At 54.3% G+C, this 15,490-nt stretch carries 9 protein-coding genes and 1 tRNA gene; 1 reads left to right on the top strand and 9 read right to left on the bottom strand.

Going from position 1 to position 15,490, the window contains the following annotated elements:
- Positions 1-327 precede the first annotated feature (327 nt).
- Together WC600_03515 and WC600_03510 are read right to left on the bottom strand one after the other, a co-directional pair.
- Positions 328-894, bottom strand: a complete 567-nt coding sequence (locus WC600_03515) for a hypothetical protein (GenBank protein ID MFA4901793.1) — start codon at positions 892-894, stop codon at positions 328-330.
- The gene (locus tag WC600_03510) at positions 860-1,408 is read right to left on the bottom strand and encodes a hypothetical protein (protein MFA4901792.1); all 549 of its coding nucleotides are present in this window, start codon (positions 1,406-1,408) and stop codon (positions 860-862) included. The genes WC600_03515 and WC600_03510 overlap by 35 nt, the downstream gene beginning before the upstream one ends.
- 579 nt (positions 1,409-1,987) lie before the next feature.
- Between WC600_03510 and WC600_03505 the strand changes: the two genes are divergently transcribed.
- Positions 1,988-2,125 (top strand): hypothetical protein, encoded by a 138-nt coding sequence (locus WC600_03505; protein MFA4901791.1) that lies wholly within the window; start codon positions 1,988-1,990, stop codon positions 2,123-2,125.
- 532 nt (positions 2,126-2,657) lie between these two features.
- On the opposite strand, the gene WC600_03500 is transcribed toward WC600_03505, so the two are convergent.
- The 7 genes from WC600_03500 to WC600_03470 form a co-directional block, all read right to left on the bottom strand.
- Positions 2,658-2,734, bottom strand: a tRNA-Arg gene (locus WC600_03500).
- Between the two features lie 111 nt (positions 2,735-2,845).
- Entirely contained in the window at positions 2,846-4,798 is a 1,953-nt protein-coding gene (locus WC600_03495; protein ID MFA4901790.1) for an alpha-L-arabinofuranosidase C-terminal domain-containing protein, read from the bottom strand.
- An 86-nt stretch (positions 4,799-4,884) separates the two neighbouring features.
- Positions 4,885-5,661, bottom strand: a complete 777-nt coding sequence (locus WC600_03490) for a hypothetical protein (protein ID MFA4901789.1) — start codon at positions 5,659-5,661, stop codon at positions 4,885-4,887.
- A gap of 204 nt (positions 5,662-5,865) precedes the next feature.
- Complete coding sequence (locus WC600_03485) at positions 5,866-6,552, bottom strand: Nif11-like leader peptide family RiPP precursor (GenBank protein ID MFA4901788.1); 687 nt, start codon at positions 6,550-6,552, stop codon at positions 5,866-5,868.
- A 190-nt stretch (positions 6,553-6,742) separates the two neighbouring features.
- Positions 6,743-8,404 carry a hypothetical protein gene (locus tag WC600_03480; GenBank protein ID MFA4901787.1) on the bottom strand — a complete coding sequence of 554 codons (1,662 nt, stop codon included), beginning with the start codon at positions 8,402-8,404 and terminating at the stop codon, positions 6,743-6,745.
- Positions 8,405-8,446: 42 nt separating this feature from the next.
- A complete protein-coding gene (locus WC600_03475; GenBank protein ID MFA4901786.1) occupies positions 8,447-9,895 on the bottom strand; it encodes a biotin carboxylase N-terminal domain-containing protein in 1,449 nt (482 codons plus the stop codon).
- Between the two features lie 316 nt (positions 9,896-10,211).
- The gene (locus tag WC600_03470) at positions 10,212-15,371 is read right to left on the bottom strand and encodes a PAS domain S-box protein (GenBank protein ID MFA4901785.1); all 5,160 of its coding nucleotides are present in this window, start codon (positions 15,369-15,371) and stop codon (positions 10,212-10,214) included.
- Positions 15,372-15,490: the final 119 nt, after the last annotated feature.

Here is a 15,490-nt window from a genome sequence, read left to right as displayed (position 1 = left end):
GATTGCCAATTATCGGATTATGGCAACCAATGCAAAAGTTAAAACAGGTCCTCTTATCGTTTTTCTAAATTTGCTGGTTTTCTTAAAATGATGACAGTTTGCAACATGTCGAAGAATTTTCACTCGTTAGAAATGTTCTCACCCCGCCCTTTACAGGATTCCTAATAGGCTGATAAAAAAAGCTTTATTAAAAGAGCTACCGCTACCATTCCCTTTGACGGGTATGTGCTGAAGATATACTCTGAAAATTGCCCTCCCTCAAAGGTATCCGATGCCAACATGCAGTCGAATATCGGCCTGCCTTGTCGCTCAAGAAGTTCGGAGTGTTTATTCTGTTTTTAAATAATATTCTTTGCTATGAAGTTCAGTCATATCCCTCAGATCACGGGCTGGAATACCTGGATAGTGTCCCGTACTATGCCCTGTTTGCAACCATTCCTCAAATTTTTTGCTGAGATTATCAGGTACATCAACCAGGAGGATTTCAAACCTTCCCGCTGGTGGCCTGCCACCCTCAAATACCTCTCCTTCCCACCGACCTTCCCGGACAATCAGCTTTGGTTCCTTCGGCCAATGTTGTTGACCGATCCTCTCTATGAGCCATAGGTTTCGAGATCTTCCCGCTGTGACAGTTCCTTGAACCGAAAAATGTCTTTTGACCTGGGCACCGGAAAGTGGAGATTCGATCCTGCCTCTCAAATTTGGATCGCGCGGCCTCTGTTTCCAGTCTGTTTGGCCAAAAGTTTTGCCGGTGATGCCTGATACAATTCCCAAACAAGTTAAAAAAGTTATAGTCTTAATCGCTAACTTGGCAGACCACATATGTCCTTTTACCATTTCCAGAACCTCCATTAGTTTTTTATTTTGATCTTTCTGGAACGGAATTGCTCCCATATAATTGTTCCAATGACTGCACAAAATTTGCAGGCAGACGATCGGGAAACATTTCGACTAATACGTAGGCCTTATTCAAAGCCACTTGAGGTGAAGGGCTATTCATTACAATTTCCACCGCTTTAATTTCAAAATCTTTCCTTGCTTGGTTAGCAAAGTTATAAATACCGAAGCAAATAGTTGTAATAGTTGCAAATATAGGGATTAATATTGATATAGCTGTCCATTTGGTTTTATAGCGATCTATTTTTATACGTTCGTATTCTATTCTCAGTTTTGCACGTTCAAGAGGATGCAAATCACGTAACATATGGGGGTCATCATTGAGCATAACATTCATTCCTCTCAAGAAATTGAATTCGTTAACAATAAATTTTCCCGAATATGATAAGAAATCGAGGTTCAGGATAAAATCGCAATTTATGCTATCCGAGATTATGTGCCCGCCTTGGTTAAAAGAGGGGTTTGGATTCTTCCAACGAGGGTTCAAATCCGCTCCTCTTTTTGTAGCCAAATCGTCCTTTTTTAAACACTATAGCACAAATATCCATTTTCATTGTACCTGCCAGCCTCCCACTGGGAAGCTGCCACTGTCCCCGCTGATCCCTTTCCAACAAGCGCCATCGGCCCCGATCACCGATTAAAAATCGGCACAGGGTCCTCCGTCGCCCTTCATCTGTCCGACCCTGCCTGCCAGGAGCACGCTCACCCCTTACCTTCCTATTGACCTACCCCGAATCGTGCCTCAGGGCATGCGTGACGCATTTGAGGCGACAACCTGGGTGGCAAGTTATCCTTCCCAATTGATGTTCTCTGCGCCGGCCAGGATCATGACCATTCCGGCTTACCCCCCGACTAAAAATCGATTTGAAATTTTTGAGGCTTAGGTCCCATCACCCGGGGGGTGCTATCTGTCGGGACCTATCCCAGACAAACGGAATATATTGAAATTTCGATGTGATGTCCGGGCCAAGCATATAAGACAGGGGGGGTAGGAGTCCCATCTCCGGGTTTGCCTCCTGGGGCCGGGAGAGGGGGACGTGGGCAGCATCATCAGGGGCCTGGAGGGAATAAGGGTAGTGAACTCCCCACGGTGAGCCTTGGCGCCGGGGCCGGCGGTCCCTTGCGTCTGGGTGGCGATGACGGCCGCGGCGGTGGTTTGGTGCCGGGACTATGGCAGGATGCCAACTACAGGTTTTTCAGAGGAGAGCAGGAGAAAGTGGAGGTCTAATTGCGACAGATGCCCGAATGAGGATTAGAGGCTCGTGCCGGCAACCCTTCATGATGGTCACCCCCCCCCACCATCGATGGTCAAGGCATTGGTCGGCCTATCAATTCCTTTCCCTCGGAGGCAGGACGATAGTTCCGCCCTCACGAACGGAGGGAGGACTTCCCAACATGCGGGTGGTATGGTCAAGCTCGGAGCCAGGTATGGGGCGGCCGGAGTCAGGTAGGTACAAGCAGGCAGGGGGCAGTTGTGGCAGGTCTGGCCGACATCCTGGTGGCGCCCACGGGCCCGGCGTGCTAACGGTACCCTACCCCTGCATCGGGAAGGATAACTTCAGGCGCGGGGTCCACGGCTTCAAGCTGGCTATAACCAGATCCTAAGCCACCACTTAATGGGTGCTCTGGGGTGTTGGGACAGGTAGACGGTGAGGGGCCCGGATTTGGTCTTCAAGGTTATTTTTCCGCACTCTGGTTATCCCTGAGTTATCCCTGCCAAAAATAGGGCTAACTGAAATTAGCTAACTCATTTGAATCATTGGCGCGCCTGGCAGGATTCGAACCTGCGACCGACGGATTAGAAGTCCGTTGCTCTATCCAGCTGAGCTACAGGCGCACTGTCGGATATTCTACCTGATTATTTGCTTGGGAGCACTATGGGAGCACTTTTTTGGACTGGATAGTCAAAAAGAGGAACCCCCATAACCCGGCCCAGGGTTATGGGGGGTTACTCCACGCGCCCTGGTCTTTCCTGGCTAAGCGAATCTTCGGTCTCGGCCTTAAACTGGAACATGGTCAAGGAATGGGGCTTAAAAGTATACATGAACCGGGACGCCGCGTCGTTAATCTGGGTGGTGTCCAGGGTGACGGTTTTGGATTGATCCTCATTATTGTCGCTTATCCTGGAACCCGTGATTCCGAAAATCTGGGCAGTGGCCTGGGGCTTATAATCCATGAGCTGGATGGTTGCCGCCAGCGAGGCTTCCAGAGAGCGGTTGATCACCAGCAGCGTAAGCACGCCCCCATCTTTAGAAACAGTCGCCAGCGCCCCCACCAGGGGGATAGCCGTTGCATCCGTGACGTTCCCCACCCGCTGCACTGAGAAAGTAGGGGTGGTAACCTTGGTTTCCACAACTATCGGCGCCAGCTTTCTCAGAAGCTGCATGGCGTAGTAGTGTGGCCTTAGAGTCCGGGTCCCGGTCTTCCAATCATAAGCGATGGCAGCGGCTTGCATACTACCATGCAATGCCCAATTGGCCGCCAGGTTAATCCCTAACCCGGGACCATCCCGGAGAAGACCCATGAGGAGATCCGCATCGAATAAGGCCCGGCCCAGGTTGGCCCAGTCTCGCGCATCTTTGGCATCAGCCGGCCATATGCCATACTCGGTTACGGCAATTTGAATTTGTTTTCCGGCCGGGGCGTTTTCTTGTATGACCTTTCTGATCTCTTTGATATCGGCCATGGCCTGAGAGGCCCCAGCCATGACGGCCGCGAACCAGGCCTGGCTCTGATAGGGGGCGGGCTTCAGCCCCGCAGACGGATAGTAAGGGTGGAGAATAAGAAAGTCCATGTCCGCCCCACCTATCCGAAGGACCGTTGGGTTCCATTCATCGGTAAAGTCGGCGTCCCCACGCCCACGGGGAGAGGTTATCCCCACCGCCCCAATCTTGATGTTCGAGTCAACCTCTTTCATGGCCCGGGCAAAGGTCACAAAATCCTGACCATAGGTTTCGGCGCTGGTGAACCCCCCTTCATTATTTTTGTCATACATCTCGTTGCCGATTTCCCAGTACTTCACCCGGTAGGGCGCAGGATGCCCCAGGGCCTCACGTCTGCCGGCCCAGTAGCCCACAGTATGCCAGTCATTCCCCTCGTCATCGATGCCCAGAGAACGCCCGTCTTGGGGGGTACCGTTGACAAATGCCACCAGCGCGGCGGCTCGTTTAGCCTTCTGACTCAGAGAGACTTTATTGGACAGGCGCCCCTCCCGATCTAACCCGGTATTATAATTGACAACGATAATGGCCTCTGCGCCAAGGGAGGTGACGAATTTCATATGCTCCATGATGCCGTAATTATTAAAGAAATAATCCGGTTGCCCAGCCCTGGCATCGGGGCGGATAATAACTCCCGGAGGATAAGACCCTTTGAGATCTAAAACCCCTTCGATACGGTTGCCTTCCAGCCGCAAAAATTTAAACGGCTTTCCCAAGGCGCCGGCGCTGCTATGCAAAAGGCGCGCTTGCTGAACCGTCTTCCAGTTGGGAGCACCGTCCAGGGTAATGGTGGGGGTGTATGGCTTGATCTCTGCGGCGGTGCGGAAGCCCAGGCCGTCCTCCCACAAATATATGTTGCTGGCGGTGCCTCCGGGAAAACGCACTATGGTAGGGGCAAGACTTTTTACCAGCGGCCTGGCTACGGGATCGATGTCGTCAATGCTCGTGTTCCAGAGGCTATTGCTGGCAAAGAGGATATTTTGCCCGAAGATCAGGGGATTCAAGGAGTGCATTCTGTCTCTGGCATGGACCGTGATAACCGTCTCGGTCTCATCTCCCCTCACCTGGCCCCCAAAGAACAGAACCAGCGCCAGAGTTGCCAGAAGTGAGAAAAACGGCCCGGACCGCCAGAAGGAACACGGACGATTCCCGCCATGACGGGAGGAACATCGGAAAATCATTGGATTAATACCCCACCCGGAAGTTCTGCACAATAACCCCCTATGAGGTTATTCAACTTTTGACCCAGGGGCTAGTTGAAGCGTCCTCAACCCCCTCCTTGCGAATCCATATAAAGAGACCAGTCCGTGGCATTCCAATCCGCTTCGGGTACCGAGTATATTCCTCGGTAAGGTGGCTTTGCCATCTTTTGTTCGATACCCGTCAACTGACGCTGAATGCTGGTCAATTGGCGATTGACGTCCGCCACCGGCAGAGATTGATTATCCTCGGAAGTTATCGTGCCATACGCCAGGGTGTTACTGCCGGCTTCGCTCCCAGCAAACCTAACGTCACTGGCTGATTTTGGCAGAGCCAGATAGGTCATAAATTTCTGGGTTGCTGGGGGTAATCGCTTGTGGAGATTCCAGGAGCGGATTTCCTCGTCCGTAGGTTCACGCATCATCCAAGGGCCGACTTTGCCGTCGTATTTCATGCCGTTGATATCGTCGACGACAACAAAGTATAAGCTGAACCAGGAAACCACACTCTCAGTGGTCCGGCCTTGCACGGCCACCATTTTCCCTGCAAACCTCTTCAGACACGCGGGGTTTTGGTTGAGGATGACAAATTCCCGGTCGCCGCTTAATAGGTAGTAACCATCCTCACGGAACACAATTTGGCACTGAGACAGCTTAATCTTGTAGCGGGCCCGCGACCTCTCCTTGACATAGTCAGGGATTTCTTTATAGAGGATTGGCATGTTGGCCGGCACCGCGAGGACCTGAGCCTGGAGTCTATTTCCTCCGCCCACAAGAATGATGGCCAGCATGAGAGCGGCAGCGCCGCATCTTTTCAACGCTGATTTTTCTTTGGCCTGAGTCATCGTTTTACTCCTCATGCATATTCTGGATGGTTCCGGGAAATCTCCTTGTCACAGGTAGACCGCCCGTTTTGAGGTTATAACGCGTTTTCATATTTTAAAAGGTAATAGAGTGTCACTGCAAAAAAAGAAAGCATAAGCGGGGGGGAACATAACTGGAAGAGAAGCTCCTGATGGAGGTTAAGATGGCTGCCCGGCGGGCTAACCTCAAATTTTGCCCTCACGATGCAATTGATCAATGGGTTTGGAGAATTCGACCCCGGCATGATAACGGCTCTCTGCCGGCATAAGCCTGGACCACACCACTTCACCGGTAATCCGAACATTTTGATTCTCGCCGGGGGGGGTGAAGGTGATCTCAATATTTCCCATGGTGTCAAAGGGCTTAAAAGATCCAACCCTGGCACCCCAGGCGCTGATGTCTAAAATCATGGTATCAGTTACCGCTTGGCCATTCAGTTCGGAAACTTTCAAATAGACCTGGTAACGCTGGGCTCTGCGGACAACCTTGGATTCCTGATCTTCTTCCAAGTCTTCATCCAACTCCGCTTGGATGGCCTGCTCCAACTCTTGAACGGTAAAAGCAAAGCCTTCCCTCTGGACAAATGCCATCCGTTCTGCGTCAGTGGATAATGATTCAATCTTTTGTTGGAAATCGCTATCCTCGCGCAATCGTTGGAGAAATGCTTTGGCCCCCGTAGGGGTCTCCAGTTCTCCCCCCTCTGTCTCCATCCCCCTCAGCCAGGCCATGAGGTCATTTTTGACAAAACGCCACTCATTCCCCAGTTTTTTGCCCGGGATCACTCCCCGCCGGGCATAGGTGCGGATGGTGAAAGGTTTGACCCCTAAAAGGTCGGCGGCTTCCTCGGAGTTCAAAACCTCCTTATATTGCATAGCCTTAGTCTCTCTCACGGTTTAATAAGATTTCCCAAGATTACTATCGCTCCATAAACCCGCACTTTCTCTATCGGAACATATCGAAGAAGTCATAAATATCTCTATACTGAAATATATTCGCAGGCAAAAATCGCCGGGGAGGCTCCGGCTGACCTCACCCTGGCTCGGAAGGCCAGGGACGGCCCTTTCACCCGGCGGCCGAAGATTTATTGGCGCCCTCTACCTGAACGCTGAAGGTTTGAAAGCTATAGTCCACCACCAGGGTCGTAAAGACGTTGGCCCCTTCCCGACGGGTGGAAATCACCTCGATGTAATGGGGCACTCCAAATTCGTCGGCGAAGGTGATGCGCTCCCCGTCTTTGAAGCCGCCCTGCCGGAACCAGACCTCCGGCGGCAGCAACCAGACCTTGCCGTACCGGGCTTGGAACTTGAAGAATGACAAGGCATCGAAGGGAAACTGCAAATAGAGCACCAATTCTTCGTCGCTGACCGGCCGCTCCAATTCGCCTTCCAGCCGTCGGCGCTCCATCTCCAGATCCGCATCCCCGGACTTTTGGATGCCCGTCTCATCCGCCAGGATCTGCGGCCATTTCTTGCCGTCGTAGCGCTGGTATTCCAGTACCTTCTCGCAGATCCAGGCTTCGGGTCGATAGAACGGCAGGGGTCCGTAGCGGCCCAGAAGGAGATTTTTCAGGTCCAGAGAGGGTCTCTCATAACGCCCATACAGGACGTTGTTGACTGCCGTGGTCCAGAGGATTTGGGAGCCTGGGGTCACCGACCACCAGTTGCCGAGTTCCACCTGAACCCGGGCCATTTCCGTGAGGATTTCCGGCATGCGGTCGAGAAAACCCCCTTTGTCCGCCTGTTCAAAGGTGCTGCCCACCGCGCCGCCGGTGAGCTTATAGGCCGCCACGGTGGGGTCATGTCCCCGGAAAGGGCTCTCAAAGGGCTCATAGATCTTACGTTCCTGGCGCAGGAGGTCGGAGGACTGGATGAGAGCCGGGATATCCACCCCCACGGCCTTTTTCCCGTAATCATCCAAAGCCTGAATCAGGGTGAGGGCCGGGGCCTGGCCGTAGATCGCCCCATAGCCGTGGTCCGCCACGTCGCAAATTTTCGCCCCCGCCCGGACCGCGGCGCTCATGCGTCCGATGTCATTGCCGTCGGTGTTGCAGCCGTGATAATGGAGCACCAGGCCGGGGAAGGCGGCACAGATGGACTCTACCAACTGGCTGATGCGCTTGGGAGTTCCCAGGCCCGCATAATTTTTGATGGAAATGATGACCTCAGGCCCGGTGACCTCCAGGATCTCCCTGACCTTATCCACATAATAGCGATCGGTATGCTCCGGCCCGGTGGAGAAGCAGACACTCGGCATCAGGAGGCGGTCCGCCTTCTGCACCTCATCCATTACCGGCATCATATTGGGCACGTGATTGAGAAAATCATAGACCCGCCAAACATCCACGTAGCGGGCGAATTTCCGCACCGCCAGACGGATAACGTTTTCGGGGTAATGGCGGTAGCCGAACAGGCTGGAACCCCGGCAAACAGTTTGCAGCAGGGTCTTGGGCATGGCCTTCTGGGTGATCCGCAGGCGTTCGAAGGGGTCAACTTGCTTGCGCATCAGGTCCACGTGGACGGAGGCGCCGCCGCTCACTTCCACGGAAAAGAAACCCGCGGCCTCCCGGAACGGCGCCACCCGCACCGTGGTCATGGGCAGGAGCCGGTTTTTGAAGTCAGACTGCGACACATCCCGTTCATTGTTACACAGGTAATACCCCTCAGACTCCTGCAGCACCTTCAGAATCTCAGTGGGGGTCATTCCTCGAACAATTCGTCCCTGCATGATCTCTTCCCTTAATACGCTGAAACGAAGGTTGATGTTTCTCTACCCATAAGGATTCTTCTCATGGGCGTTGATTTCGGCAATGAGGCGCGCCACTTTCTCCACCTCCCGTTCCTGCTCCCGATAATCCAGAAGCTGCGGGTGGTCATCGATATACGCGGTGTCCAACTGCATCCGGATGAAATCCGGCTCTTTGACAATCTGTTGGAAGTACGGGATGGTGGTCTTCACCCCGATAATGAGAAAGTTGTTGAGGGCTCGGGCCATGCGGTCCACCGCCTCCCGCCAGGCGAAGCCGTACACGGTGAGCTTCACGATCAAGGAGTCGTAAAAAGGGGTGATTTTGTACCCCTGGTAGACGGCGCCGTCCAGCCGGACCCCGTGACCACCGGTGGACCGGTATACCTGGATAATCCCGGGACTGGCCAAGAAATCGTTTTTGGGGTCTTCGGCATTGATCCTGAGTTCGATAGCGTAGCCCCGCTCGGCCACCTGGTCCTGGCAAAAACTGATGGGTTCGCCCATGGCGATTAAGAGCTGTTCCCGAACGATGTCGATACCGGTCACCACCTCGGTGACCGTATGCTCCACCTGCAGGCGGGTATTGACTTCGAGGAAGTAATAGGTGTCGTCGGGCTCTACCAAAAATTCCACTGTCCCGGCGCTGAGATATTTGGCGGCCCGGGTGACTCGCACCGCCGCGTCGCAGATTTCCTCGGTCAAGGCCTGGGGCAATCCGGCGGGGGCAATCTCCACCAGTTTCTGGTGACGGCGCTGAATGGAGCAGTTGCGAGTCCCCAGGTGCACCACATTGCCGTAGGAGTCGGCCAGGATTTGGACCTCCACGTGTCGCGGCCGGTAGATACATTTTTCCAGATAGATGTTGTCATCCCCGAAGGACATGAGGGCCTCGGCCCGGGAGCGGCTGAGCCCGGCCAGCAGACTGCTTTTATCATCTACCTGGCGAATGCCCCGGCCGCCTCCCCCCGATACCGCCTTGATCATGATGGGGTAGTCGTGTTGGGCCGCAAAGTTCAGGGCTTCCTCTTCGCCCTGAGGTCCCGAGGCCAGCACCTGGGTGGCCGGAACCACGCGGATGCCGGTAGCTTTGGCGACTTTTTGGGCGACGACCTTGCTCCCCAGGTTCCGGATGACCTCCGGGGGCGGCCCGATAAACACCAGACCCCCATTGGTGCAGGCTTCGGGAAAATCAGGGTTTTCGGCCAGAAAGCCGTAGCCGGGATGAATCGCCTGAGCCCCGGTCTTCTGGGCCGCGGCAATGATCTTGGCAATGTTGAGGTAATCTTTCCGGGGGCCGGGACCTATGCAGACCGCTTCATCGGCCCGCATGATATGATACGCGTCCTTGTCGGTCTCCTCGTAGATGGCTACAACCTTAAGGCCTAACTCCTGGGCGCTCCGCATGATCCGCACCGCGATCTCGCCGCGGTTGGCCACCAGAATTTTGCTAAATACCAGCTTATCTACCATGGTTGTCCATCTCTCTTAAGCCAGGCTTCCACCTTTCACGTCTGTCCAAGGGAAAAAGAAAATCTAACACCAAGACCCCTTTCATCAGCCCTCCCCCTTATGGAAACTGGGAAAACGGCACATGCTAAGTTTTATTATATATCATGAAATTATCTCGTTGCGGTAAACCTGATCTTGACTAGGTTCAATCAATTGAGAATCTAGCGGCCGCTCATGTCAAAAAAATGGGGCATCATAAGGACAAACTTCTGCCGCGACAACGTTTGGCACTGGTTAAAGACCGGAGCAGGACGGCCACATCGAGGACGAAGAGTCGTTAACGGCTCGTTTGGGGCTTAAGGAGGGTGTAGACCTGGTGCACCAAATCTATCGGTTTGAAGGGCTTCTGGAGGAACGCCACCGCTCGCTCCGCCACGCCGCGTTGGACCACCTCATCTTCGGTGTAACCCGACATATAAAGCACTTTCATATCAGGGCGCAAGGGGGTGAGACGGTCGGCCAGGACGCGGCCGCTCATCCGGGGCATCACCACGTCAGTCACCATCAGGTGAATCTGCCCCTGGTGCTGTTCACAGATCAGCAAAGCCTCGCCGCCGTGGCGGGCTTCCAGCACCGTGTACCCGTGGAGCCGCAAGAACTTGGCCAGCAAGGTCCGAAGCACGTCCTCATCTTCCACCAAGAGTACAGTTTCTTGCCCCCGGAACTGCGTAGGCTTGGAAACCTTGACCTTCCGCGTCTTGGTGGATGCATCCAGACGCGGCAAATAGATCTTGAAGGTGCTGCCTTTCCCGGGCTCGCTGTCCAGGTCGATAAAACCTCCGCTCTGCTTGACAATCCCATACACCGTGGATAGTCCCAGACCGGTGCCCCTCCCCGGTTCCTTGGTTGTAAAAAACGGCTCGAAGATGTGGGCCTGGATGGCTTCATCCATACCCATGCCGGTGTCGCTCACCTGCAGCACCACATAAGATCCCGGCTGCGCCAGTCCGGATCTGGTTTGCCGGCTCGTGTCAAAAATGACCTCAGCGGTTTCCACGGCAATACGGCCTTCACACGGCATGGCGTCCCGGGCGTTGATCACCAGGTTCATGATGATCTGGTTAAGGTGGCCGGGGTCTATCTGCACCGCTCCCAGCTTCGGGGCAGTAATGATTTTCATCTCGATGTCTGCCTCGATGAGCCGTCGCAGCATCCGTTCTAGATCCAAAACGACCCGGTTGAGATCCATCATCTGAGGGCAGACGATCTGGCGCCGGCTAAAGGTCAGCAACTGTCCGGTCAAGGCCGCAGCCCGGTCGGTGGTTTTCAGGATATCTTCCAGGTAGCCGTAAAGCGGGTCGCCTTTAAGAACTTTGGTTTTCATGAGTTCGCCGTAACCCGTGATGGCCATCAGGAGGTTATTGAAGTCGTGGGCCACGCCTCCGGCCAACCGCCCCACTGCTTCCATCTTTTGGGCCAGAAGGAGTTGCTGTTCCAGAGTCTTGCGCTCGGTGATGTCCGTGGCCACTCCCGTAAACAAGATAACGTGGCCCTGCTCACCTTTGACCGGGAAACCCCGGTCGTGAATCCAACGCACCTCCCCGTCGAGCCTGATAATCCGGTATTCCAGGCTAAAGGCTTCGCCTCGATTATGGGCTGCAAAAACCTCCGACTTTACCCGCTGCCGGTCTTCCGGATGCATGGCCTCCAGAAAGGATTGGGGAGATTGGTATAATTCTTTCCTCGGGCGGCCCCAGATCTGTTCGTATCTCGGACTCACATATTTCGTCTTTTCGATACCTGGGGTGGCAATCCAGAAGACGTCTTGGATGGTCTCAGCCATGAGCCGGAACCGCTGCTCGGACTCCCGCAGGGCCTCTTCCGCCCGCTTCCGGGCGGTGACATCAAGGATCGTACCCACCACCCGGGCCTCACCCAGGCCATTCTGTAATCTCGACAGCATTGCGCTGACCCAGACGATTTCGCCATCTTTGCGCAGGTACCGTTTTTCTATCGAGTAGTATTGGCGTTTGCCGGCAAGAAGTTCCTCTTGCATCTCCAAATTTCCTGGCAAATCCTCAGGAAGGGTAAGCTGTTGCCAGATCAGGCTCTGAAGCTCTGTGGCGCTATACCCGACTATCTCTTGATAGGCCGGATTGGTTTGGAGGAATCTCCCGGTGTGATCCACCATGGTTATTCCCACCGGAGCATGCTCGAAAATGGCCCGGAGGCGGGCTTCACTCTCCCGCACAGCCTCTTCGGCCCGCTTCAGGTCGCTGATGTCCTGGGCCACGCCCATGATGGCCTGGGGCTCACCCGCGGCGTCTCTGAGGAATGAGGCGGTTACCAGGCAAGAAACTCTGGTGCCGTCTTTCGTGAGCAGCTTCACGTTCACGGTTTGACTCTCACCGGTTTCGAACATCTCTTGGATGAGCGGCAGAACGTAGGGCTGGTCCTCCGGTGCGATAAAGTCCACCCCATTTCTCGTCAACACCTCCTCCGGGCTGCTAAACCCAAATAAGTGCAATCCCCGCTGGTTCGCCATGGTGATGTTCATCTGCAAGTCCATCAACACTATGCCATTGGGGGAGGTTTCGAACAGGGTGCGATAGCGCTCTTCGCTCTCTTTGAGGGCCTTTTCCGCCTTTATTTGTTCAGTGCGGTCAATACCGATACACAGCACTTCGTTGAGTTCACCATCACGACCATAGATCGCTTTGTTGGTCCAGGCCACCCATACCCTTTCACCGTTGCGGCGCATGTTCTCATTTTCGTTGCTGTAGTAATCCTCCGGGTGTTTCAATATATCCCGCACCTTTGCGGCGAGATCATAGCCGCTGGAATCCACCTCCGGGACGATCGTCCCCACTACGTTGCGGCCAATTATCTCCTCATCCGTAAAACCGAAGAAAGTCTGGGCGAATTTGTTAAAGAACCTGATGTTCCCCTGGGTGTCCAGGCGTAGGATGATACAATTGGCGCTTTCCACTAATTCCCGGTATTTGACTTCGCTTTCCCGCAGGGCGTCTTCGGCCCGCTTGCGGAGGGTGATGTCACGGGCCATTCCTGTCAACCCTTTGACTAGGCCCTGAGGGTCCCGCATCAAGGTGATCGTGATTTCTCCCCAGCCATGAGAGCTATCCTTCCGTTGGTATTCCACCTCGTATCTGAGAGACGGAGGCATCTCGGGGGCGAGTAATTTTTCCAGCGAGGTGCCGAACACCCGGTGGTAGACGGGCAGAACGATCTGTCTCAACCCCAAAGACAAAAATTCCTCAGGGGTATAGCCGGTCATATTTTTGACCGATGGACTGACATAGGTAAGCGAATAGCTCGTATCCATTATCCAGAGGACATCCATTACATTGTCGGCCAGCAAACGGTAGCGCGCCTCGCTCTCCCGCAGGGCCTCTTGCGCCCGCTGCAACTCGGTAATGTCCGTAAGGACACTAACCACGCCACCATTGCCGGAGGCCTCGATAAAGGCAGCCTTATAGCATATCATCTGGCGTTGGCTGCCATCGGCCGCAGGCATTTGTAGCTCCAGGCGGACCTTGGTCCCTGGATCCTGCAAAGCCTTCTGGGCTCCAGCGTCGCAGACCCTGGCCACCTCCCCCGGGGAGAGATCATACACGGTCTTCCCTGGAATCTCCTCCTGGGCCACTCCCGCATACTCTGCATAAGCCTTATTACATCCCAGGATAATGCCTTGAGCATCTTCATAAAAAATCGGATTGGGGATGGTTTCCATGAGCAGTTCGATGAATTGCAGATATTTTTTCGTAGCCTTTGCCAGGTGCTTATGCGCCGTGATATCTTCCTGGACAGAGATCCATAATTTCTTTTCGGGCAGCTCTAGAGTGGTGACTCGGGCATAAGTTATGAACGAAATTCCATCCTTCGTGCGGTTCTGAACTTCTCCGGTCCAAGTGCCTTCCTTCTGCAAGCGTTCTATAATTTCCCGGGCAAACCGTTCACTCTCCTCTGGCGGCAAATCGTTCAGCACTGTAACGGGTTGGCCGGTCAACTCCCCCTCAGGGTATCCGAACATGGTATAAGCCGCGGGATTGGCAAAAACAATGTGCCCATCCTCGGAGATTCCGGTGACCGCTTCACCCATACTCTCCAAAACCAGGGCCTGGGTTTGCAGGGCCTCTTGGGCTTGCTTACGCTCAGAGATGTCCCTGACCAAGCTTAATACCTTAAGGCCTTCCGAGGTGTTTATGGTGGTGGCGTTTATCTCGACGGGAATTATCCGGCCATCTTTTTGCTGATAATGCAATTCGAGACTTTTAACGAAGCCATTCTGAAAGCATTGCTTAACTTCAGCCGCGTTGCGGTCTCGATCTCCCTTTGCAGTCCATTCAATGACACTGCGTCCTACAATCTCCTCTAACTGGTCATGTCCGGAGATCCTCACATACTCCGGATTGGCGTCAAGCACCTTGCCTTCGGGGTCAATGATCACATAACCGGTGCCGGTGGTCTCAATCAACCCTCTATATTTCTCTTCACTGTCTCGCAGGGTCTCTTCGGCTCGCGTGCGCTCGGTGATATCCAGCAACGTCCCCACGATGGCCGGCCGCCCCTGGTAATCGATCCGACGGCCTAAACCCTCTAAATGGATTACGGTTCCATCCCTTCGCAGGCCGCGGAAGGTATAGTGGGCTTCTTCGACTTCACCGGTCAGTCGCTGGCGGATTTGTTCATCCACCAGAGGGAGGTCATCGGGATGAGTCGTGTCCCTGGGGCTCATCCGGCCGATCATCTCGTCCGGGGTGTAGCCAAACATCTGGGCCAGTACGGGGTTTACATAGCGAAACTTGTGGTCCTGAATGAGGTAGACCCCGGCCAGAGATCTTTCGGTCAAGACGCGGTAGAGTTCCTCCCGCATTGCCAAGTCCGCTTCAACCTGCTTGCGTTCCTGGATGTCCCGTCCGTGCTCGGCCACCAGGACCACATTACCGGCTTCATCCAGGATGGGAAAGGCATAGATTTCCCGAAACCCGCCAGCAACCGGGTCGAACCATTCCCGTATATAAGGGGAACCGGTGGCAAAGACCTCCCGGACCTGACAAAACTCGCAGGGACTGTCCTGGTGGGCGTAAATCCGGTAACACTTGAGATAGCTGCGACGTTCCGCTTCCGTCCCATAATCATGCCTGGGCCAGTTGCTCATAACGATGTTGAAGTCCCGGTCAATCACGGTGAGCAGGTCGGGAAGGGCTTCAAAGTCATGGTGCAGGAAGGTTTCACAGCGGCCTTGGACAGCTTCCGGCTGCCGGGAGTGCTCCATTTGGACGCCCGGGGCCTGCTTCAGGTGGCAAGTCTCGGCCTCCTGTGCGGTCCGCAATTCGGCGATAGCCTGAGCGACCGCTTGTAAGACCGGCGCCAGCGCCTCCCGCGCCTCGGGCCAGCCTCCGGCCTGGTCCTGCAGGGCCTGAAAACGCTGCTCCAGGGCATTCAGGTGGTGATCAAGATCCTCACCCTTCATCATTACAATACCTCTGACAAGTTATAGGCGCCCGGTACTGATAAAGCTCTTGAGGCTGAGCTGCAAATTATTACCATATTTATTCAAATTTATTCAAATGAATAAATAAAACTATGCCCCGC

Source organism: Desulfobaccales bacterium (assembly GCA_041648175.1).
In the GTDB taxonomy this organism is placed as follows: Bacteria; Desulfobacterota; Desulfobaccia; order Desulfobaccales; family 0-14-0-80-60-11; genus 0-14-0-80-60-11.
Note: the sequence above shows the minus strand (reverse complement) of the source record. Positions and strands in the feature narration are given on the sequence as shown.